Here is a 19,792-nt window from a genome sequence, read left to right on the forward strand (position 1 = left end):
TAACCTGATGTCAGTAGATCTTTTACGGAGCGACCTGCCTGATGACTGTCGACGATGCCATTTTCCTTGGTGCAAGCCGCAAACCAGATGATTCTTATCAGCAGCCCGAATATCTGGCGCTGAAATATGGTAACAGGCACGGCCTTGTTACGGGGGCGACGGGTACGGGTAAAACGGTTACGTTGCAGGTTTTGGCCGAAAGTTTTTCGGCGGCAGGCGTTCCAGTTTTCTGTGCGGATATCAAGGGTGATTTGTCCGGCATTGCCGCGAAGGGCGTGCTCAATGATAATTTGAGCAAACGCGCCGAAGAAGTTAAGCTTGATCCATATGAAATGCGGGCATCGCCGGTCATTTTCTGGGATATATTTGGTGAGCAGGGCCATCCGGTCCGTGCGACGATTTCCGAAATGGGGCCGCTGCTGCTCTCACGGCTGATGAACCTGACCGACGCGCAGGAAGGCGTTTTGAACGTCGCTTTCCGTTTGGCCGATGAAGAAGGTCTGCTGCTGCTCGATCTGAAAGATTTGCAGGCAATTCTTACAGAAATGGCTGAGCGTTCAGCGGAGCTTTCGGCCAAATATGGCAATGTCAACAAAGCCTCCGTTGGTGCGATCCAGCGTTCGTTGCTGGTGCTTGACCAGCAGGGCGGCTCAAAATTCTTTGGCGAACCAGCGCTGCGAATCGCGGATTTGATGCGCACCACGACAGATGGTCGTGGCGTTGTCAGTGTGCTTGCGGCGGATAAGCTGATGATGAGCCCGCGTCTATATTCGACGTTTCTGCTTTGGCTCATGTCGGAATTGTTCGAGGAGCTCCCGGAAGTGGGGGATCCCGATAAACCAAGGCTCGTCTTCTTCTTTGATGAAGCGCATTTGCTGTTTGATGAAGCGCCGAAGGCACTTGTCGATCGCGTGGAGCAGGTGGTGCGCCTCATTCGCTCGAAAGGCGTCGGCGTTTATTTCGTAACACAGAACCCGCTTGATGTGCCGGAAACGGTGCTCGCGCAGCTTGGTAATCGTGTGCAGCACGCGCTTCGTGCTTATACACCGCGCGAAACCAATGCTGTGAAGACCGCTGCGGATACATTCCGTCCAAACCCAGATTTCAAGACGTTTGAGGCGATTACCAATCTCGCAACGGGTGAAGCGCTTGTTTCGACCTTGCAGGCGAAGGGTGTGCCCTCAATGGTACAGCGCACATTGATCCGCCCGCCAGCTTCGCAGATTGGCCCATTAACGCCTGAAGCGCGCGCCCGGATCATCGCGGCAAGCCCGGTTGCCGGTCAATATGATCAGGCTGTCGATCGCGATTCCGCCTTTGAAATGCTGGCGCGAAAAGCGCAGGCCGCAGCAGACGCGCAGCAGAAGGCCAAGCAGGAGGAATCCGGTGAAGGTGGCGGTCTTCTCGGCGAAATTATGGGAACCGCATTTGGGACGGGTGGTCGCCGGTCGGGTCGTCAGACGGTCGCTGAAACGGCTATGAAGTCCGTGGTACGTTCCGTGAGCACATCGCTTGGCCGCGCATTGGTGCGTGGCATTTTGGGCAGTTTTAAACGCTAAACGCTGGTGAAGTAAAAAAGCCCGGAGAAAACTCCGGGCTTTTTTGTATCAGATCACCACGATTGGTGATTTTGGCGGAACGCGGTTGTAAAGATCGATAATGTCCTGGTTCATCAGACGTACACAGCCTGAAGAAACGGCTTTGCCGATTGACCACCACTCCGGATTGCCGTGCAGGCGGTAGATTGTGTCTTTGCCATCCTTGAAGATGTAAAGCGCGCGTGCGCCGAGCGGGTTCTTGAGACCCGGAGCCATGCCGCCATTGCGCGAGCTATAGGGTTCGAGTTCTGGCTGACGCGCAACCATTTCATCCGGTGGCGTCCAGCGTGGCCATTCGCGCTTGTACTGAATAACAGCGCGGCCTGACCATGCAAAGCCGTCACGACCAATGCCGACGCCGTAGCGCATTGCCTGACCGTTGCCGAGCACCAGATAAAGGAAGCGATTGGCCGTATCGACGACGATTGTGCCCGGCATTTCGCCCGTTGGATCCTGAACAACCTGACGCAGATAGCGCTTGTCCATTTTCTGGATCGGAATAGCCGGAAGCTGATAGCCGTTGTCTTCAACAGCTGCATACATGGATGCCCAGCTTCCGTAAGAAGCGTCGACATTGGCTTGCGGTGTCTTGTTGATAGGATTGCCATTGGCATCGACATCAATGATGGGAACATTCTGCCCCAACTGAGCACAACCGGCGAGGCCGGCCGCCGCTGTTGCTGTCATGGCCGTCAGAAAAGAACGGCGGGTAAGAGTCGTTTGCATATGAAAACCATTTTGGTGGCGGGAGGATCTGTGGATATAACTACAACGGTCAGGGTTAATTAAGTGCGACCAACCCGTTGCTATGGTCACAAATTACGCGGCGATAACGATGCTACAGACATTTCGTTCCGCATTTATTGGTCGCAAAACGCCCGATAAATGTGACCGCCAGGGGTTCATAATAAGGCTTAAAAGTGGCTGATAGGCCGCTATGGGGCGTGTGTTGCCGTTGCGACACAACTTTGGCCGCAACAGGCCATTGTCACTCAATTTGGATTGATCAAGTTTGGGTGAGTTTCAGTCGAGCAGTTGCAGGCTCGGTAAGATGAGAGCGGGAGGATAGTGCCTGTACTCGTCTGGTTGATTGGATCGGTTGATCCAGACTGCACGCATTCCGAATCGCGCAGCCCCTGCCACATCCCAGCGATTGGACGATTGAAATGAAATGGCAGACGGATAAAGCCGCCACTGCATTGTGACGAGTTCATAGACAGATGGCGACGTCTTATATCGTCTCACACGATCGGCAGAGATGATATCATCCAGCAATTCATCAAGGGCGGATGATTTGACGGCGGCTTCAAGCATGGCAGGCGAACCATTGGACAGAATAGCCAACCGCGCACCGCGATTTTTCAGGCTTTTAAGGGCCGCAGGGACTTCTTCGTAACAGTCCAGTTTCCAGTAAGCCTCAAGCAGGTCACTGCGAAGCGTCGGGTCGACGGACGGATACCGTGCAAAGGCGAAATCAAGCGCTTCTTCCGTGAGCTTCCAGAAATCGCGATATTCGCCCATCAAGCTCAGTGTCCACGAATATTCGAGCTGCTTTGTGCGCCAGAGCAGGGAAAAAGCCGCCCCATCCGGTCCTGCTTTTTCCTCATAACGACGCACGGCAGAATGCACATCGAACAATGTGCCATAAGCGTCGAAAACATAGGAACTATAGGACACCGGTTTTCTCCCTTTGGGCATTTATCTCAAAAAAATAGAATGGCCTCTATCCTTATGCAATTTCAATAAAAATTCATCGAGTTGCATGGCAAATTTAGAACATGCGCCATTGCCGCATGAACCGTTGCGGCCTATGTAGATTGCGCACGCAAGTTTTCGGGCATGTATTCACACTGCCCCCAGTCGCTGCCTGTTGTAAGCTGAAAGACAAAGAGGAGAGTTCCAATGGCTTTTGAACTGCCCGCCCTTCCATACGATTATGACGCACTTGCTCCGTTCATGTCGCGCGAAACGCTCGAATTCCACCACGACAAACACCATCAGGCTTATGTTACCAATGGTAACAAGCTGCTTGAAGGTTCCGGCCTCGAAGGCAAGAGCCTCGAAGAGATCGTCAAGGAAAGCTTCGGCAAGAATCAGGCACTCTTCAACAATGCTGGCCAGCACTACAACCATCTCCATTTCTGGAACTGGATGAAGAAAGACGGCGGCGGCAAGAAGCTGCCAGGCAAGCTTGAAAAGGCAGTCGAATCCGATCTCGGCGGTTACGACAAGTTCCGCGAAGACTTTATCGCTGCTGGCGCTGGTCAGTTCGGTTCGGGTTGGGCATGGTTGTCGGTTAAAGATGGCAAGCTTGAAATCTCGAAGACTGCAAACGGTGAAAGCCCGCTTGTTCACGGCGCAACGCCAATCCTCGGCGTCGACGTATGGGAACATTCCTACTATATCGACTACCGCAACGCGCGTCCGAAGTACCTCGAAGCTTTTGTGGACAGCCTGATCAACTGGGATTATGTCCTGGAGCTTTACGAAAAGGCATAATCTGCCGTTTCATAATGAGCTTTAAACCCCGCGAAAGCGGGGTTTTTATTTGCTGATCAAGAATTGCATAAAATATGATTTTTGCATTCATGATTATGGGTGCTCGCCCATAGATTAGACCGCAACGCTGAGAGTGCTTAAACAATAGTATTTTAATCATGATTTTCACGTTAACGTGAATATATTGTAATATTCGATATAATATCAGCATGTTGTTTATTATTGTCACCATTTATTAGGTGCGCTTGTTGCAAAGGCGGTGAACGTATCAGATATTTGCATAGGGGTGATTTTCATCCATTTTCAACTGCGGAGGACCGTATGCGTTCATTTTTTCTGGCTATCAGCTCAGTGGCTCTTTTGACCGCCGGCGCAGCCCATGCCGATGCGATTGCAGACCGTCAGGCAATCATGAAGGATATGGGGCGTTCTGTTGGACAGCTCGCACCGATGGTGAAGGGTGATAAGCCTTTTGATGCTGTAACCGCTCTCGCAGCCCTTGAAAAGATCAACGCTGATGCGAAGAAGTTTGACGTTGATGCCTTGTTCCCAGCCGGTTCTGATCAGGGTGACACGGAAGCTTCGCCAAAGATCTGGGAAAACAAGCAAGACTTCGTCAAGCACGTTGAAAAATTTCGCTCTGACGCAGCCGCAGCGCTCGCGGCCAAACCTGCTGATCTTGATGCTTTGAAGCCAGCCTTTCAGCAGGTTGCAGCCAATTGCGGTTCCTGCCATCAGGCCTATCGGATGAAGAAGAATTAACATCAGCACAACAATGGCCCGTAAAATCGCATATGCCGCAGGCGCTGTAATCATCATTGGTGCAGCCTCCTTTTGGATGCTGACAACGCCGCAGACGGTGGATCAGTCGGTGATCGCATCCTTGCAGCCGGGTGATGTTACAAAGGGCGAGCAGGTGTTCTGGGCAGGGGGCTGCGCTTCCTGTCATGCGGCGCCCGAAGCAAAAGATGAGGACCGAAAGCTACTCGCCGGGGGCCACGAATTGGTTTCGGATTTTGGTACCTTCATTGCACCCAATATTTCTCCGTCAGAAGAGGGCATTGGCAATTGGACCCTGCACGACTTTGCCAATGCAATGCTCAAAGGAACAGGGCGGGCAGGGGAGCATCTCTATCCATCTTTTCCCTACACATCTTACGCAAAAATGCAGCCGCAGGATGTGGCAGACCTGTTTGCCTATATGAAGACTTTGCCTGCGTCTGATAATGTGACGGCACCGCATAAGCTCGGATTTCCGTTCAATATCCGTCGTGGGTTGGGGCTTTGGAAGCAGCTTTATCTGTCCGACAAGCCAGTTGTAGAACTCGCAAATGCATCTGATCAGGTCAAGCGCGGTCAATATCTGACCGAAGCGCTTGGTCATTGTGGCGAGTGCCATACGCCGCGCACTGTCATTGGCGGGCTTGATGATACGCAATGGATGGCCGGTGCTCTGTCGCCTGAAACGGGCAGCGACGGTCGCAAGGGTGTGGTTCCCAATATTACTTCTGGAGAGGGTGGTATTGGTGATTGGAGTGAAAATGATATCGCCTATGCACTGCAAAGCGGCTTCACACCTGATTTTGATTCACTCGGTGGATCAATGGCGGATGTTGTAACCAATATGGCGCACCTGACAGATGCCGATCGCGATGCGATTGCTGCTTATCTCAAAACCATTCCGGCGCATTCAAACGGCTATCCATCCAGTCGCTGATTACCGCTTTGTACAGCGCACAACCGTTGCCGCTCCGGCACTCGTGTACTTGCTTTGCATGGTATAGAGCCAGCCTTTGCACTCTGCCATTGTCGTGAAACAGCGGTAGCGATCAATCGGCACGCGCCCGTCACCGTCACTGATAAAGGGCGAATCGTCCACACCGCTGAACTGACCGACAATGATACCGCTGCCGCGTGGTGGCGTGTTGCAACGCTGCCCCGCATATTCGCTGACATTTTTGCGCACCTGAGCTCCAGCCTGTGTTGCTGGGGCCAACAAAGGAAAAGCAATGAGAGCGGTCAAAAATGCGCGATGCATGAACTGATCTCCGCGTGTATTGATCTAGACAATATAAGCTCAATAAAAACTCCCGGCAATTGATTTGCCGGGAGTGATTATAAATAAGGCCGCTAAGCTTTTCCGACTGCTTTCAGCGCAAAAGCATAGGTGTAAGCGACTTCCTCCAGTCGAGAGAACCGGCCTGAGGCACCGGTATGTCCAGCATCCATATTGATGCGGAAAAGAACTGGGTGCTCGTCTGTCTTAAGCTCGCGCAGTTTCGCAACCCACTTGGCAGGTTCCCAATAGGTAACGCGCGGGTCGGTCAGACCAGCCACTGCCAGAATGCGCGGATAGGCGTGCGCGCGGACATTATCGTAAGGCGAATAGGACGCGATGTTGCGGTAATCGGTTTCCGAGGTGATCGGATTGCCCCATTCCGGCCATTCTGGCGGCGTCAGCGGCAGTGTATCATCGAGCATGGTGTTGAGAACATCGACAAAAGGCACTTCCGCGATGATGCCGCCAAAGGCTTCCGGTGCCATATTGGCAATCGCACCCATCAGCATGCCGCCTGCCGAACCACCATGCGCGACGATGCGATCATGGCTCGTAAAGCCTTCGCTGACGAGGTGTTTTGCTGCCGCAATGAAATCCGTAAACGTGTTGGTCTTCTTTTCACGTTTGCCGTTTTCGTACCAGGCAAAACCCTTGTCCTTGCCGCCACGAATATGCGCGATGGCATAGACGAAGCCACGATCAACAAGCGACAGGCGCGAGGTGCTGAAACTTGCTGGGATGGTGATGCCGTAAGAACCATAGCCATAAAGCAGGCAAGGGGCCGAACCGTCGAGCTTTGTATCCTTGTGATAGATCAGCGACACAGGCACCAACTCGCCATCCGCTGCCGGAGCAAGGACGCGGCGTGTCACATAGTCAGCAATATTATGGCCTGATGGGACTTCCTGCGTTTTGAGCAGCGTGCGCTGACGCGTGCGCATATTGTAATCAAACAGCTGCTCAGGCGTGGTCATCGAAGAATAGGAGAAGCGAATAACATCTGTATCATATTCCGCGCTGCCATGCAGGCCAAGCGAATAGGCTTCTTCGTCGAATGCAATCGCGTGCTGCTCACCGGTTTCGCGATCACGGATAATGATGCGTGGCAGGCCATTGTCACGTTCCATCCAGACCAGATGCCGCTTATAGGCGGAATGCGACAAGATCAGGCGTCCCGGTACTTCTGGAACCAGCTCTTCCCAGTTTTCTGGTTGCGGTGCCGATGCGGGCGCGCGCATGATCTTGAAGTCTTTGGCGCTGTCAACATTCGTCAGAATGAAGAACTCATCGCCGCCGGGCGCGATATCGTATTCAACACCCGTTTGGCGCGCCATGATCAACTGCGGTTTGGCAGATGGATCGTTGGCTGGCAACAGCCAGCATTCCGAAGTCTCGTGATCGTGAATATCGATAAAGATAAAATCATCCAGTGCAGAACCGCCAACACCGAGGAAGAAACCGGCGTCCTTCTCTTCATAGATCAGCTTATCCTGCGACTGTTCAGTGCCGATTTCATGGTAAAAGACCTTGGAGGGGCGATGGTTTTCATCCAGCAAGGTATAGAAAAAACCTTTGCTGTCTGCATCCCAGCTTCCGCCGCCGTTGGTATCCGACAGAATATCTTCGAGATCCGACATGGTGCTGAGATCACGAACTCTGAGCTTGTAGAACTCTGATCCCTTATCGTCATAGCCCCAGATCAAGCGATTGTGATCGGGCGAATGATCGGCGGATGCGAGGCGGAAATAAGCTTTATTTTCCGCTTCCTTGTCGCCATCGAGCAGAATGGTTTCATCACCGCCATCGCGTGGGGTTCGAATGAAGTAAGGCTGCTCGCCGCCGGTCCGGAACGACATGCCATAAGCATAGGGACCGTCCTTTGACGGAATCGATGAATCGTCTTCCTTGATGCGACCACGCATCTCGGCAAACAGCTGCTTCTGAAGCGCTTCTGTATCTTTCATGAGCGCTGTCTGATAGGCGTTTTCTGCCTCCAGATGATCATGAATTTCAGGCGCCAGAACAGACGGATCCTTGAAGACCTCCTGCCAGTTATCGGCGCGCAGCCATGCATAATCATCGGTGCGGGTGATGCCATGGCGTGTATCGCTCGCAGGATGCTTTGGTGCTTTTGGTGGCTGAGGAAAATTGGTGTCGTGTGGCATGTAAAATCCAGTAAAAAGCAAATGAAATCAGTCCGAACCGTTGTGCCGTTCCGGACTGTTAAACACAAGAATTAATCCTGATCGAAAATCAGTGCATTTCCGTTCATGCAATAGCGCAGGCCGGTTGGTGGCGGACCATCGGGAAAGACGTGGCCCAGATGCGCATCGCAGTCTGAGCAGCGGATTTCAGTGCGGGTCATACCATAGGAATGATCTTCAAATGCAGAAACGGCATCAGGTTCAATCGGCTGATAGAAACTTGGCCAGCCAGTGCCTGATTCATATTTCGCTTCCGACTTGTAGAGCGGACGATCACAACAAACGCATCGATAGGTTCCATGCAGCGAACTGTCGAAATTCGGGCTTGAAAAAGCGCGTTCTGTGCCGTGCTGGCGTGTGATCTGATACTGAATGGGCGTGAGCTGTTCCCGCCATTCGGCATCAGTCTTAACAACCTTAAGATTGCTTCTCTGACTGGTAGAGCTTGACATGGTTTTGTCCTCTCTTTGGCGTATTGCAGTGTAAGACTGCCAGTTGGTTCTTGTCAGTTTAGAGCACTGATGTGATTCAATCTGATCAAAGCGCGCTCCGGGGTAAGTGCTTCAACCCACTGATAAATCTTGTCTACGCTAATCGGGCTCAATCTGCTGATGTACGTATGGCGAATATATAGTTGGTGACACCGTTGAATGCGAGTTTATTTAATCAAAATATATTGTACTCTGGCCTTTTTGTTGCCAGACTCCTTGTTCAGGGTCTCACGTGCAGAATGATATTTGTTCTAGCTTATGGTAAAAGACTTATCACAAAAAAATGATTGCTTATGAGTGCTCTGCAACTTAAGGGCGCGCCAACACAATTTTCCATTTCCGCCCAGCAATACGAATAAATTATGGCGCTGAAAGCAGCGCTGTCTGTGTGTTTTCAGTCAACTTGATGGCCTGAGTCCGGGAATAATTATGTTGTATTTAATGACATAAGAAGAAACCGGCCACTTTAATGTAATGTGGTTTGACAATTCTATTGCAAATGACACTATTCATTGTTAATTGCATCGTTTGTAAGGTGGGGTGGGGATAAGAAATTCGCGCAGACGGCATTCAGGTTTTTGAGAGCCATAATCTGTTTGATGCTAAGACGACCAAAAAGGAAATAAAATGGAAAACTCTGAAGTTTACGATGAGAGCGCAGAATTGCTTCTCAGCCTGACTGCTGATGTTGTTGCAGCTTATGTCGGAAATAATTCTATTCGCGCAAGTGAACTGCCTCTCCTGATTTCAGAAGTACATGCTGCTTTCAAGAGCCACGTTGCTCGTGAAGAAGCGCCTGTCGTTGTTGAAAAACCAAAGCCGGCCGTAAATCCGAAGAAATCGGTTCATGATGATTACATTATTTGCCTCGAAGACGGCAAAAAGTTCAAGTCGCTGAAGCGTCACCTGATGACCCATTACAGCCTGTCTCCTGAGCAGTATCGTGAAAAGTGGGATCTTGATCCTAACTATCCAATGGTTGCTCCGAACTATGCTGCAGCACGTTCGCGCCTTGCAAAGAAGATGGGTCTGGGCCGTAAGCCTAAGGACGCATAATTTAGAGCATAATCCGACCGGAGCGAAGCGAAGGTCGTTAAGATTGTGCTTCAAATAGAAAAATTTAGAGCTTTGATCTGTTTAATCAGATCGGAGCTCTAATTCGTTACGTGTTGTAAAACAGGTTGAGTGTAGCCCGGCATTGATATGCCGGGCTATTTTTATTTGAATTTTATTCGAGCGCTTATCTCGCTATGCCTGATACGGTCTTTCTCTTCATTGTATTTATTTCTCCGCCAAGCCTGTCGAGCGCCTGCTTCAAAGCGATATGTCTGTTGAGATCGTAGCTCCAGTGGCCGCTGACGCCCTTCAGGCGCTCGCGCTCAATCAACCGGATAAGCTTGCTTTGCGCTTGTTTTTGTTGGTCTTGCGGGGCGCTCAAGAGATTATCCATATCGATACCGGCGATAATCTGTAGTGCGATGCGCTGCATGGAGTTCATACGCTCCTGGCTGCGTGCTGCCAGAAATGCCTGGCAGGCTTTACGAAGAACAATTTCCATTTGGTGATCTTTCATGGGTTCGTGATGCGTACCGATGATAGGATCACCGTCTTTGACGGCTGTTGGATAAAATTCCTATTTTTTGATAAAATCTCTGGATAATGAAGTGTCTTAGTGCTTCAATAAACTTATCCCCACTTGCAGAATCCTCATTATAAGAACATATTCCTATAATGGTGAGGAAAGATGAATGTCTCTGAAATTTTCGGATATCATCCATACCCGCGCAGAAGCTGTAGAAGCTTTACGAGTCATTGCAGCGCGACACGGACGAACGCTTAACCCGGATAATTCCGGTCCTGCTTTGGGGCGCAGGCGTCAGGAGAAAAACGTGGAAATCTGTGATGCGCTTATCGATTTATTGTCTGCTTATTTCGCTGTCAGTGGCGCAGAATTACGTTCGCCTTTGCGATGCAGGAGAGAAGTGGCACAGGTTCGACAATTGGGAATGTATCTCGCACATACTTCATTCGGAATGGTGATGCGTGAGGTGGCTGTCGGTTTTGCCCGCGATCGTACGACGGTTATGTATGCCTGCCACCTCGTGGAGGACAGGCGTGATGATGAGGATTACGACGCTGTGGTTGCGACGCTGGAAAAGGTTGTTAATCAAGGGTTCTCGGCGTGGAGGATGGCAGCATGAGCACAACATATTCGACGTCCGAAGCCCGGATCATTCGTTTTCTCAGGCAGGGTGGCTGTGAGATGCAGGATTCGGTCCGCGAAACACATGTTTTGCTGGTTGGCGAGCAGGGAAATATAGCCGTAACGCGTGTCGAACTGGATGCAATGCAAAAGCGCGGCATTGTGATTTGCGAAGGCGAGCGCTTGGTGATTTCAGGCTATACGCGCAAGACTGCGGCGAAAAATCCAAAACCTGTGCGCAAGACAGAAACCGTTGAGACTGAGCACGGTGAAAAGGTTGAAATCAACCTGTCTGAATCTCCGCTTGCGAAACTTTATCGTCTTCGCAACGCAGATGGTGGAAGTTTCATTTGTGAAGATGAATTTCGCGCAGGCGAGAGATTACGGGCCGATTTTACCCGTGGCGCTATGATGCCATCCATGTCAGCGCGCTGGGATGTCGGGGTTTCTGGTTCCACGCGTTCGGGGCCGGGTGGGATGGCGGAACTCACCGATATTGCGCTGGCAAGCCGGATGCGCGTGGAGCGGGCGCTGGATGCCGTTGGACCCGAATTAAGCGGCGTACTGATTGATGTGTGCTGCTTTCTCAAAGGACTTGAAACGGTAGAGCGGGAACGACAGTGGCCGGTGCGTTCTGGCAAAATGCTGCTGAAAATGGGACTTTCTATGCTACACCGACATTATAATCCACAACTCGCAAAAGAATGCCGATCTCCGGTGATTCTGCATTGGGGTTCTGATGACTATCGCCCGACTGCAAGCCCGGCAAAGGGCTGATCGCAATTTGAATATGGAAACGAAAATGCAAAGCTGTCGGCAAAATCTGGAGACAATTCTGAAAGAGCTTGAGACGAGCGCGAAAAATGAGTGCGTCTTCAGTGTTGTCTATCAGGAGACGGCGCGTCTTGAGGCCAGCGCGTCTGAGCAACGTGCGAAAGAGAGGCGTGTTCTTGGTCCGCTTGATGGCCGGATCGTTTCGATCAAAGACCTGTTCGATGTGAAAGGAGAGCCAACGCTGGCTGGCTCCGTCATTCGCAAAACGGCTGCGTCTGCGCATACGGACGCGATTATTGTGCAACGCCTGAGAGCTGCGGGTGCCATCATCGTCGGCAAGACCCACATGACGGAATTTGCGTTCACCGCAGTGGGGCTCAATCCGCATTATGGCGTTCCGGCAAATGCCGCCGATCCAACACGTGTGCCGGGAGGGTCGTCGTCCGGTGCTGCGGTTTCTGTTGCGCAGGGCACCAGTGAAATTGCGATTGGTTCTGATACAGGCGGTTCCGTTCGCATTCCGGCGGCACTCAATGGTTTGGTCGGTTTCAAGCCGACCGCAAAACGCATTCCGCTCCAAGGTGCCTTTCCGCTCGCTCCATCGCTTGATTCGATTGGCCCTTTAACGAAAAACGTGAGCGACTGCATTCTTGTCGATGCGGTAATGGCAGGCGATAGCCCGGTTTTGCCTGTTTTTGCGTCTGTGGAGGGGCGAAGAGTAGGGCTGCCTGCTGGCCTTTTGCTGCACGACATGCAGCCGGAGGTCGCGACCGCTTTTGATCTGGCGGTGAGCATGCTCGAAAAAGCCGGAGCACGCATTGTAAGAATTGAACTGGATGATCTTATTCTTGCCTTTTACGAAGCGACCCGCATTGGCTCAATTGCCGGTATTGAAGCGAGCCGTGTTCATGCGCAAACTTGGCTGAAAGACCCTGACGCGAACGTCGATGAGAGGGTAAAACATACGCTTGTAAAGCGTCTTAACGTCTCCAATGCAGCCTATAACCAGCTAATGGATACACGGTTGAAGCTGATTGAAGAAATGGATCAGCGGCTGCGCGACATTGATTTTTCCATCGCGCCAACAACGCCGATTGTTGCACCAACCATCGCATCGGTCAGTGGAAACCCTGCCGAATATGATCGGGTTGAAGAACTGTTATTGCGCAATACGCAGATTGCCAATCAGTTCGATCTTTGCAGCATTACATTGCCGATGCCTGTTTCAGGGATGCCGGCAGGCCTGATGATGAGCGCACGCAATGGCGCTGATAAAGAGCTGCTCTCAGCCGCGCTTACAGTCGAAAAACTGTTAAGCTGAAACACGGAGAATTTCTGCATCCCTGCGAATACGCGCCACCATGGAGCGAAGGCCATTAGAACGCTGCGGCGTTAAATGCTCATCCAGTCCGAGCTTCTTAAGCAGGTCTTCGGGATCGGATGCGACGATTTCCGATGCCTTGCGGCCTGAATAGAAGGCTAGCACAATGGCCACTAGCCCGCGCACGATATGGGCATCTGAATCGCCCAGAAACTCCACAATCGGGTCATCGCCCTCATGTGGAATGGTTTTGAGCCAGACTTGACTGACACAGCCCTGCACCTTGTGTGCAGCATCGCGGGCATCTTCCGGGTAGGCAGGCAATTCTTTTCCAAGATCAATCACATAGCGGTAGCGGTCTTCCCAATCGTCGAGAAATTCGAAGTCGGAGATAATGCTGTCTATCGTGGTGGTCATGACATTCGCCTGAATAAAATCTTGGATAAGCCATCTATATAGGGACAAAAGCCGCCAAGGTCACGGAAAACTGTTTCGCACTTTTCAGGATGTGCTCTGGGCTCTGTCTGCATTCACGGGCTTCGTTCATCTCGCTTGCGCTCGCAATGCGCTTGCACGCGGCGTGGGGACCGGAATGGTCTGGAGAGACGTCTTTGAAGGCTCTGTCAGCGGCTCCTGCTTTGTAACAGTGGCAGCAGGTATCTCATGCTTTGTGCCGATGCGATCACTCAGATATTCGAGGATACTGCCGCTGCGGTGTAGGATTCCGCTGGCTGCACTTGAAAGCAAAGACGTGCCATTTTCGCACAATGCAGGATTGTTGGCGCAGAGCTTTCCAACTTCCAATGCCGTTTTGCCGTTTGCAAGCAGTTGATTGATGGAGTCTGGCTTTGCCATTGCTTCAACCGAAGCAGCATTTTTAGATGACGTGTTTTCTTTGTCCGCAGGAAAGAAGTGCGGCATGACAATAAATGCCAGCGACAACCAGAATACGGATTTGATGAGAAAACGGATCATTACGCTCGGAGTTTGTTGGCCGGGATTGGTAATGGCATTGTCTACGTAATTTGAAAAGATTCCGTAACCGCAAGAATCGCTGGTGTCTTACTCCTGATTGTGGCGCGCCTTGAAAGGCAATCGGGACTGCCCATATCCACCATCTGTTTACCATAGCGAAAAAACACCCGCGCCGAACCGTCAGATTCTGCATCAAGTTGCTGAAGATGGCTTCGTTTTATCGTTTCTTTAAAGCCTCACCTGCATTCTGGCTTCCAGAGGTTCTTCCGCGATGGATAAACCGAGCGAGTATTGAGTGAGTAAGGCAAGTTGAACGCCATTCTTTTGAACGCAGCACAGATTCTCGGCACGAAGGTGCAGACGTTGGCGCGTTTTCACGAACGTTTCTGCCAGCGTTGGACTGACCAATCGGATGCCGTAGCGCTTCGCACTGTCGGCTCATTTATGCTCATGCCCACCCTTCTGTTTGCAGCCGTGCTCGCATCGGGCTTAACGACAGATTTTGCAGCCATTGCTGTTCTTGCCGCAAGTTTTGCTGGCTTTGCGATGATTCTATGCGCGCTCAGCCTCATGGGTCTGAGCGTTGCAGCACTTGGAGCGTTGAATTTCTTGGCCTATGGCGCCGGTCTTGCCGCAATTTCAATGTTTCTAAATGCCAGCAACGTCGCGCTTTGGATAATGGCAGCAGCCTTGCCGCTGGAAATATGGTTTGTCAGCCGTAAGATTCCGCCTGTGCTTGCAGCGACTGGCTTGAGCGCCTGCGTTTTAAGTTTCTTTGCGCTTAAAGGTGGCATATCTGTTGCACCCGCATCGCTGATCATTTTGATACTTTATATGATGAGCCTTATAGCGCGCAGTTTTGCGATTAAATCTGCACTTCAATCAAAGCCGCTTGTGCAGCATCAACCTGTGGTCGCGGAAGGCGGTGTGCGACTCTGTCTGGATATCGAGGGCGTTCTCACTCAAGTTGATGCGCAGTCCGCAGCAGTGCTGGGCGTGCAGCCACACAATCTTGAAGGCGTTGCGTTGATTGATCGGATCCATGTTGCAGATCGCGTGCAATATTTGTCGCTTCTGGCGGACCTGCGTTCAGGACATGCATCACAGCCAGCGGATATTCGTCTGCGCATGCTGGAAAACGGCACTCCGGTTTTTCTAGCCTTCCGTATGGAAGGTGCTGCCAGCAACGGCATTATCACCCTGGTCGGCCGTTCGCTCGAAGGCGAACATAAGCTGCTTGAAGAAATCAATGCGCTGAAAGCGCAGCTTGAAGCGGAACGGATCAGCAAGGGACGTTTGCTTGCAACCGTCAGCCATGAACTGCGCACGCCGCTCAATTCGATCATCGGCTTTTCGGATATGCTCTCGCACGAAATGGGTTGCCAGTTGCAGAATGAAAAACAGCGCGAATATGCTGGTCTCATTCACAAGTCGGGCCATTATCTGCTCGAGCTGGTCAATTCTGTGCTTGATAATTCAAAGCTTGAAACTGGCACTTACGGCATTGAGCCACAGAATATTAATTTCAGGGAAGTGGCTGAACTGTGTGCGGCTGTTATGCTGCCGCAGGCCGAGAAAAAGGGCATCGCTTTTTGTCATCGTGTGAATGCGAGCACCGGTGATCTGGTGGCGGATCGCCGTGCGCTACAGCAAATCTTGATCAATCTTGCAGCCAATGCCGTGAAATTTACGCAAACCGGTGGATGCGTCACGATCGATGCTGCGCGTGTAATGATCAATGGGCGTCCACATCTCGAAATCGTGGTCTCTGATACCGGCATTGGCATTGAACCGGAAGATATGCAGCGCATCGGGGCGCCATTCGTGCGCGCAGACAATCACTATACGCGCGCGCAAGAGGGCAGCGGCCTTGGCCTTTCGGTGGTCAAGGGGCTGGTGGAACTGCATCAAGGCTCGATGCAAATTAAAAGCTGTGTGGGCGAAGGAACGGTCGTAACGGTCCACCTTCCGGTTGCAGGCCCACAAAAACTGCTCGAACCGGGCGCTTTGGGAGAAGAAGATCAACAGCAACTTGGCACGGTTATTGACATGCACCGTCACCAGGGAGAACGGAATAATGACTGGCAGAAAGACGAAAACCGGGAACAAAGCCCAGAGCGGATCGACGCGCAAGCCCGCAAAACGGCATAGCCTCGGTCGCCGTCTGCTCAAGTTCTTCTTCAGTTCGGCTTCCGCGCTGGCGATTTTCGCTGGCAATGTCATCGTGCGCAATCCTGTGCTTACAGGCGGAGCCACAGCGTTTATCGTGGTGATGGGGTTTGTTTCGGCCAATGCGCTTTGGTATCAGCCAGAAGCGCATAATGCCGTGTTTTTCAAAACCCGTGCGAATTTTGTTTTCAAGGCAACGCCACGTGCGGTGCTGCCTGGAACGGTTGTTGATAAAAAGCATGAAACTGCCAGCATAGAAACACCACAGACAGTGCCGTCGCAATCAGTGGCGGAGAGCGCAGAATTGTCGCCTGATCGCCTGCAAGTGACAGGCTCTATTGATGAAATGCTGCCCGCTCTTGCACCAAATGCCGATCTGGAGATCGCGCGATTGCAACAAAGATTGTTGACGCTTGGTATTTATCAAGGCGCTGTCGATGGCTTCACCGGCCCCCAGACGCGTGAGGCAATTGAGCGGTGGCAGGCACTTCAGAAGAAGCTCGGTGTTCCTGCACAAAATGCTTCGGCACAAACGCCATCGCAAGATGATGTTGCAAAGGTTATCGATCTGGCCATACCGACACCGCGTCCCGAACCTGCCGTGTTGAAAGTCAGTGAAACAGCAAATCGCGCGCCCGATCTTGCATCGCTGGAGCGTAAACCAGCGCCGCAAAAGAAGCATGCGGCATCGGCACCGGCCATTGAGCAGCAGGCAAGGATTTCCTCTCAGGATATTGTCCGCGTGCAGGCGGGCCTTAAAGCTTTCGGCAATGAAAAAGTGAGCGTTGACGGGGTTCCCGGTAAGTCGACGCAGGATGCCATTCGCGAATTCCAGAAATTGTTCAACCTGCGCGTCACGGGAGAAGTCGATGCTGCACTGATTTCCAAGATGCGCGAAATCGGGTTGATAAGCTGATGCGTGTTACATCTGATTTCTGGGTGTCGGCTTTAATCCGCAGAGTGCAGGGCGAGGGCGGATTTGCCTATCTCGCGCGTCGCGGCTCCAAAGAGGCCGGTGCGATCTTCATCAAAGTCAGTTCGCGCCTTGGAACATGTGATCTATATTCGCCCGCACCGCAGACGTCTTATGATGAAGACGATGATGGAGAACGCATGTTTTTGCGCATTCTCCACGAGGTGGATGCTCTGAAAGCAGGGGAGCGCATGGAGCGCGAAATTCGCTTTGATCCAGATCTTTGGTTGGTTGAACTGGAAGATCTGGCTGATCCGGCAAATCTATTTTCTATTTCACCGGATGATCTATAAGTTTGATCGTGCTGTAGCGGTATTTACATCCGCGGCAGTCGCCATCTCGCGCAACTTGCTGCGCAACAGTTTCGACATGTCATCAGCCTTCCAGCGCCGCACGAGCATGACAGCTTTTTCGCGGTCAATCGAACGATACATCTGAACGAATTCGCGCAAATGATCGCGACTGGCTGCAATCGGCCCCAAAAGCGTTGACATGATCATGAAACATTCCGAAGCGGATATTCCAAGTGCGCGCAGTGCGATAGGCAGATGTGTTTGCGGCCATTGCCCGATAATGTGATCGGCGCGCTCAAAAGATACATCAAGCGAATCGGCCAGCGCCGTCCGGAAAATCTGATCATCGATGAGCAAAGCCGTATCGATAAGATATTCAGGTGCCCAGAGTGCGCTTGTACCCGAAAGCGATGACGCAAAGGGTGAGCCGTCATCCGGCTTTTCAATTGTGTATTCTGACGTGACGGTTTTTTCAGGTTCAAGGCCCGCGAGATTTTCCTGCAGGGCCAGCAATCGATTGATTGCCGGATCATCGAAGCTGCGCAGAACATTTTTCAGCAATGGGTCGTCAGACTGCCTGCGAGCAACAGCGCGGGCATGGTCCAGCCCATTCTTGGCGATGATGTCGAGCAAATCTTCGGATCGCAAAACCGGCGAACGCAGAAGGATTGGTGCGGAAATCTCGACTGGCTCGCTTGCAAGCGAAAGAATGAGCCGGCGCGGCGCGTCTTCAATCTGAGCAAGTGCGTGGGCGGCTTGCCGTTTTCCGCGTGTGGTTGCGCGTTCAATGAGCGGAAATGCCAGATCTTCAAGCTGATGCGCATCGTGACGGCTGGGGCGTGTGATGGAGGCAAACGCAGCTATTGCAGCGCCCAGAAGGTCGTCTGCTTTGCTGCTGTCAGCTCTTGAATGTGATTGGCTCCGGTTCGCTGAAATCTCTTCCAGCACGCGGAACTGATCATTTGTCACGCAAAATTACTCCACACGACCTAACACTACGAACGCCATTTGCCACAAGTCGGCAACCTGGATAATAGGTATGAAGCCTTAGCAACTCATTAACCGTGCGTAAGAAAGTGTCTGTTTCGCAGGGAGTTAACCCGCTTCATATGGTGTGCAGTTTGCTTGTGTGAAAAAGTCTTGGACCTGCTGACCCCAGCTCGCATCAGGAACGAACCCCCGCAGGAGAACCGCACCTTCGCCGGCATTCAGTTCAATAATGATGGAACGGCCATCATTCTGCAGACCCTCGGCACGAAGCGCTGCAACACCAAGCGGATCGGCAATGATCAGATCAAGCTGCCGGTCAGTCGATACATTATCATTGAGGCTGTAAAGATTATCGCCATTGGGTGCGTAAACCGATAGCGACCAGAAAGGTAGATTGCCTTTTGCGGTGATCTGTACGGGGCCATCGGTCAGGTCAAACCGGCATGCGGCCTGTTCTATGAGTGGGTCCTGATCGCTGACAAGCCCCGATGTGTCGGAAAGCATATAGAAGCGATAAGGCTCGCCCAAAGCTTCCAGATGTGACCACGCATTCTTGCTCGAATAAAGCGGAACCAGCAACAACACCGCAATATGCACGATTGCAGCGCCGACCAGACCAAGCACCAACAGGCGGAGCACCTTAGCCACGACAAGCCTCCCGTCCGGTAATTGGCAGAATGCGTGGCATGACGAGATCAGTCAGCCCGGACGAACTTGCAGCCGGTGTATCATAAAGTGTCATGACAAGCACGAAACTGCCACTGCCTTCAACGGGCAGCCAGTTATCCGGGCTGGCATCTGGCCCCACTGTGATCTGAATGCTGCCGTCATTGTCATAAAGCACTTCACGTGAGTGCAGCGCAGGTTGCAGACCTTCGCGGGGGGGAAGCGGCTCAAGGTTCGGATCGGCCGGATAGAGCGTCCAGAAACGTGCCGGTGGTGTCAGTCCGGTAAGGCGATAACTGCACCCGCGCCGCAATTCCGCTCCATGGCTATCACGACGCGCATAAAACGGTAGCCCTTCAGCTGTTCCGAGTGCAAGCGAGGCTTTGCGCGCGGCGCGCGCCTTTGAATAAGGATCGGCCTGACTGGTACCGGAGGCGGGGTAGGCATTCCACGCGTCAAGCTGCAATTCACCGAACCCGTCAAAATGGTCCAGCGTATAATCGGTCACCCATATACCGCCGCCAATTGCAATCGTGAGCACGGCCAGAACTTTGAGAATTGTTTTCAGCATTCTGGA

22 protein-coding genes are annotated in these 19,792 nt (G+C 52.1%); 11 read left to right on the forward strand and 11 right to left on the reverse strand.

All coding sequences use genetic code 11. The annotated features are described in order from the left end of the window. Positions 1–41: 41 nt before the first annotated feature. Positions 42–1,559 (forward strand): helicase HerA-like C-terminal domain-containing protein, encoded by a 1,518-nt coding sequence (locus OPR82_RS04105; protein WP_265983160.1) that lies wholly within the window; start codon positions 42–44, stop codon positions 1,557–1,559. A 48-nt stretch (positions 1,560–1,607) separates the two neighbouring features. Here OPR82_RS04105 and OPR82_RS04110 read toward each other — a convergent pair whose 3' ends face one another. After that, positions 1,608–2,324, reverse strand: coding sequence for a L,D-transpeptidase (locus tag OPR82_RS04110; protein WP_265983161.1), 717 nt, complete (start codon positions 2,322–2,324; stop codon positions 1,608–1,610). Between the two features lie 297 nt (positions 2,325–2,621). Continuing rightward, entirely contained in the window at positions 2,622–3,275 is a 654-nt protein-coding gene (locus tag OPR82_RS04115; protein WP_265983163.1) for a haloacid dehalogenase type II, read from the reverse strand. A gap of 225 nt (positions 3,276–3,500) precedes the next feature. Between OPR82_RS04115 and OPR82_RS04120 the strand changes: the two genes are divergently transcribed. From OPR82_RS04120 to OPR82_RS04130, 3 genes are all read left to right on the forward strand, one after another. Next, positions 3,501–4,097 (forward strand): superoxide dismutase, encoded by a 597-nt coding sequence (locus tag OPR82_RS04120; protein ID WP_265983165.1) that lies wholly within the window; start codon positions 3,501–3,503, stop codon positions 4,095–4,097. A gap of 321 nt (positions 4,098–4,418) precedes the next feature. Next, positions 4,419–4,859, forward strand: a complete 441-nt coding sequence (locus tag OPR82_RS04125) for a c-type cytochrome (RefSeq protein WP_265983166.1) — start codon at positions 4,419–4,421, stop codon at positions 4,857–4,859. 13 nt (positions 4,860–4,872) lie between these two features. Continuing rightward, positions 4,873–5,814, forward strand: coding sequence for a cytochrome c (locus tag OPR82_RS04130; RefSeq protein ID WP_265983168.1), 942 nt, complete (start codon positions 4,873–4,875; stop codon positions 5,812–5,814). Here OPR82_RS04130 and OPR82_RS04135 read toward each other — a convergent pair whose 3' ends face one another. The 3 genes from OPR82_RS04135 to msrB all read right to left on the reverse strand — a co-directional run bounded on the left by OPR82_RS04135 (position 5,815) and on the right by msrB (position 8,812). Beyond that, positions 5,815–6,135, reverse strand: a complete 321-nt coding sequence (locus tag OPR82_RS04135; RefSeq protein ID WP_265983170.1) for a hypothetical protein — start codon at positions 6,133–6,135, stop codon at positions 5,815–5,817. Positions 6,136–6,227: 92 nt separating this feature from the next. Further along, positions 6,228–8,321: a S9 family peptidase gene (locus tag OPR82_RS04140; protein WP_265983172.1), complete on the reverse strand. Its 2,094-nt coding sequence runs from the start codon at positions 8,319–8,321 to the stop codon at positions 6,228–6,230. A 71-nt stretch (positions 8,322–8,392) separates the two neighbouring features. Then, positions 8,393–8,812, reverse strand: coding sequence for a peptide-methionine (R)-S-oxide reductase MsrB (gene msrB, locus OPR82_RS04145; protein ID WP_265983173.1), 420 nt, complete (start codon positions 8,810–8,812; stop codon positions 8,393–8,395). A 666-nt stretch (positions 8,813–9,478) separates the two neighbouring features. Here msrB and OPR82_RS04150 point away from each other — a divergent pair. Continuing rightward, complete coding sequence (locus OPR82_RS04150; protein ID WP_265983175.1) at positions 9,479–9,907, forward strand: MucR family transcriptional regulator; 429 nt, start codon at positions 9,479–9,481, stop codon at positions 9,905–9,907. Positions 9,908–10,091: 184 nt separating this feature from the next. Here the strand turns inward: OPR82_RS04150 and OPR82_RS04155 are convergent, their stop codons facing one another. Then, positions 10,092–10,409: a cytoplasmic protein gene (locus OPR82_RS04155; RefSeq protein ID WP_265983176.1), complete on the reverse strand. Its 318-nt coding sequence runs from the start codon at positions 10,407–10,409 to the stop codon at positions 10,092–10,094. A gap of 196 nt (positions 10,410–10,605) precedes the next feature. Here OPR82_RS04155 and OPR82_RS04160 point away from each other — a divergent pair, with 196 nt between their 5' ends. From OPR82_RS04160 to OPR82_RS04170, 3 genes are read left to right on the forward strand one after another with little or no spacing between them, the layout of a single operon-like run. Further along, positions 10,606–11,052 carry a helix-turn-helix domain-containing protein gene (locus tag OPR82_RS04160; protein ID WP_265983854.1) on the forward strand — a complete coding sequence of 149 codons (447 nt, stop codon included), beginning with the start codon at positions 10,606–10,608 and terminating at the stop codon, positions 11,050–11,052. Beyond that, positions 11,049–11,831 carry a DUF6456 domain-containing protein gene (locus OPR82_RS04165; RefSeq protein WP_265983177.1) on the forward strand — a complete coding sequence of 261 codons (783 nt, stop codon included), beginning with the start codon at positions 11,049–11,051 and terminating at the stop codon, positions 11,829–11,831. The genes OPR82_RS04160 and OPR82_RS04165 overlap by 4 nt, the downstream gene beginning before the upstream one ends. A gap of 25 nt (positions 11,832–11,856) precedes the next feature. Continuing rightward, a complete protein-coding gene (locus OPR82_RS04170) occupies positions 11,857–13,149 on the forward strand; it encodes an amidase (RefSeq protein WP_265983178.1) in 1,293 nt (430 codons plus the stop codon). Here OPR82_RS04170 and OPR82_RS04175 read toward each other — a convergent pair. Next, positions 13,141–13,566, reverse strand: coding sequence for a SufE family protein (locus tag OPR82_RS04175; protein ID WP_265983179.1), 426 nt, complete (start codon positions 13,564–13,566; stop codon positions 13,141–13,143). The genes OPR82_RS04170 and OPR82_RS04175 overlap by 9 nt on opposite strands. A gap of 126 nt (positions 13,567–13,692) precedes the next feature. Continuing rightward, positions 13,693–14,124 carry a hypothetical protein gene (locus tag OPR82_RS04180; RefSeq protein WP_265983180.1) on the reverse strand — a complete coding sequence of 144 codons (432 nt, stop codon included), beginning with the start codon at positions 14,122–14,124 and terminating at the stop codon, positions 13,693–13,695. Positions 14,125–14,433: 309 nt separating this feature from the next. On the opposite strand from OPR82_RS04180, the gene OPR82_RS04185 reads away from it, so the two are divergent. Genes OPR82_RS04185 through OPR82_RS04195 form a run of 3 tightly spaced genes read left to right on the forward strand, consistent with a single transcriptional unit; the run spans position 14,434 to position 17,559 of the window. Next, complete coding sequence (locus OPR82_RS04185) at positions 14,434–16,275, forward strand: sensor histidine kinase (RefSeq protein ID WP_265983181.1); 1,842 nt, start codon at positions 14,434–14,436, stop codon at positions 16,273–16,275. After that, a complete protein-coding gene (locus tag OPR82_RS04190; RefSeq protein WP_265983183.1) occupies positions 16,202–17,209 on the forward strand; it encodes a peptidoglycan-binding domain-containing protein in 1,008 nt (335 codons plus the stop codon). The genes OPR82_RS04185 and OPR82_RS04190 overlap by 74 nt, the downstream gene beginning before the upstream one ends. After that, positions 17,209–17,559 (forward strand): DUF1491 family protein, encoded by a 351-nt coding sequence (locus OPR82_RS04195; RefSeq protein ID WP_265983184.1) that lies wholly within the window; start codon positions 17,209–17,211, stop codon positions 17,557–17,559. The genes OPR82_RS04190 and OPR82_RS04195 overlap by 1 nt, the downstream gene beginning before the upstream one ends. Here OPR82_RS04195 and OPR82_RS04200 read toward each other — a convergent pair. The 3 genes from OPR82_RS04200 to OPR82_RS04210 all read right to left on the reverse strand — a co-directional run bounded on the left by OPR82_RS04200 (position 17,554) and on the right by OPR82_RS04210 (position 19,786). Next, the gene (locus OPR82_RS04200; RefSeq protein WP_265983185.1) at positions 17,554–18,528 is read right to left on the reverse strand and encodes a DUF2336 domain-containing protein; all 975 of its coding nucleotides are present in this window, start codon (positions 18,526–18,528) and stop codon (positions 17,554–17,556) included. The genes OPR82_RS04195 and OPR82_RS04200 overlap by 6 nt on opposite strands. 126 nt (positions 18,529–18,654) lie before the next feature. Continuing rightward, the gene (locus OPR82_RS04205) at positions 18,655–19,197 is read right to left on the reverse strand and encodes a DUF1254 domain-containing protein (RefSeq protein ID WP_265983187.1); all 543 of its coding nucleotides are present in this window, start codon (positions 19,195–19,197) and stop codon (positions 18,655–18,657) included. Continuing rightward, positions 19,190–19,786 (reverse strand): DUF1214 domain-containing protein, encoded by a 597-nt coding sequence (locus OPR82_RS04210; RefSeq protein WP_265983188.1) that lies wholly within the window; start codon positions 19,784–19,786, stop codon positions 19,190–19,192. The genes OPR82_RS04205 and OPR82_RS04210 overlap by 8 nt, the downstream gene beginning before the upstream one ends. Positions 19,787–19,792 lie beyond the last annotated feature (6 nt).

The sequence above is a fragment of the Ochrobactrum chromiisoli genome (assembly GCF_026241335.1).
Lineage (GTDB): Bacteria > Pseudomonadota > Alphaproteobacteria > Rhizobiales > Rhizobiaceae > Brucella > Brucella chromiisoli.

What these genes read in the sequence shown, in the direction of transcription:
- OPR82_RS04155 (WP_265983176.1), bottom strand. Translation starts at nt 10,409, where the DNA reads ATGGAAATTGTTCTTCGTAAAGCCTGCCAGGCATTTCTGGCAGCACGC.
- OPR82_RS04105 (WP_265983160.1), top strand. Translation starts at nt 42, where the DNA reads ATGACTGTCGACGATGCCATTTTCCTTGGTGCAAGCCGCAAACCAGAT.
- OPR82_RS04110 (WP_265983161.1), bottom strand. Translation starts at nt 2,324, where the DNA reads ATGCAAACGACTCTTACCCGCCGTTCTTTTCTGACGGCCATGACAGCA.
- OPR82_RS04165 (WP_265983177.1), top strand. Translation starts at nt 11,049, where the DNA reads ATGAGCACAACATATTCGACGTCCGAAGCCCGGATCATTCGTTTTCTC.
- OPR82_RS04210 (WP_265983188.1), bottom strand. Translation starts at nt 19,786, where the DNA reads ATGCTGAAAACAATTCTCAAAGTTCTGGCCGTGCTCACGATTGCAATT.
- OPR82_RS04170 (WP_265983178.1), top strand. Translation starts at nt 11,857, where the DNA reads ATGCAAAGCTGTCGGCAAAATCTGGAGACAATTCTGAAAGAGCTTGAG.
- OPR82_RS04175 (WP_265983179.1), bottom strand. Translation starts at nt 13,566, where the DNA reads ATGACCACCACGATAGACAGCATTATCTCCGACTTCGAATTTCTCGAC.
- OPR82_RS04130 (WP_265983168.1), top strand. Translation starts at nt 4,873, where the DNA reads ATGGCCCGTAAAATCGCATATGCCGCAGGCGCTGTAATCATCATTGGT.
- OPR82_RS04125 (WP_265983166.1), top strand. Translation starts at nt 4,419, where the DNA reads ATGCGTTCATTTTTTCTGGCTATCAGCTCAGTGGCTCTTTTGACCGCC.
- OPR82_RS04120 (WP_265983165.1), top strand. Translation starts at nt 3,501, where the DNA reads ATGGCTTTTGAACTGCCCGCCCTTCCATACGATTATGACGCACTTGCT.
- msrB (WP_265983173.1), bottom strand. Translation starts at nt 8,812, where the DNA reads ATGTCAAGCTCTACCAGTCAGAGAAGCAATCTTAAGGTTGTTAAGACT.
- OPR82_RS04180 (WP_265983180.1), bottom strand. Translation starts at nt 14,124, where the DNA reads ATGATCCGTTTTCTCATCAAATCCGTATTCTGGTTGTCGCTGGCATTT.
- OPR82_RS04195 (WP_265983184.1), top strand. Translation starts at nt 17,209, where the DNA reads ATGCGTGTTACATCTGATTTCTGGGTGTCGGCTTTAATCCGCAGAGTG.
- OPR82_RS04150 (WP_265983175.1), top strand. Translation starts at nt 9,479, where the DNA reads ATGGAAAACTCTGAAGTTTACGATGAGAGCGCAGAATTGCTTCTCAGC.
- OPR82_RS04190 (WP_265983183.1), top strand. Translation starts at nt 16,202, where the DNA reads ATGACTGGCAGAAAGACGAAAACCGGGAACAAAGCCCAGAGCGGATCG.
- OPR82_RS04135 (WP_265983170.1), bottom strand. Translation starts at nt 6,135, where the DNA reads ATGCATCGCGCATTTTTGACCGCTCTCATTGCTTTTCCTTTGTTGGCC.
- OPR82_RS04140 (WP_265983172.1), bottom strand. Translation starts at nt 8,321, where the DNA reads ATGCCACACGACACCAATTTTCCTCAGCCACCAAAAGCACCAAAGCAT.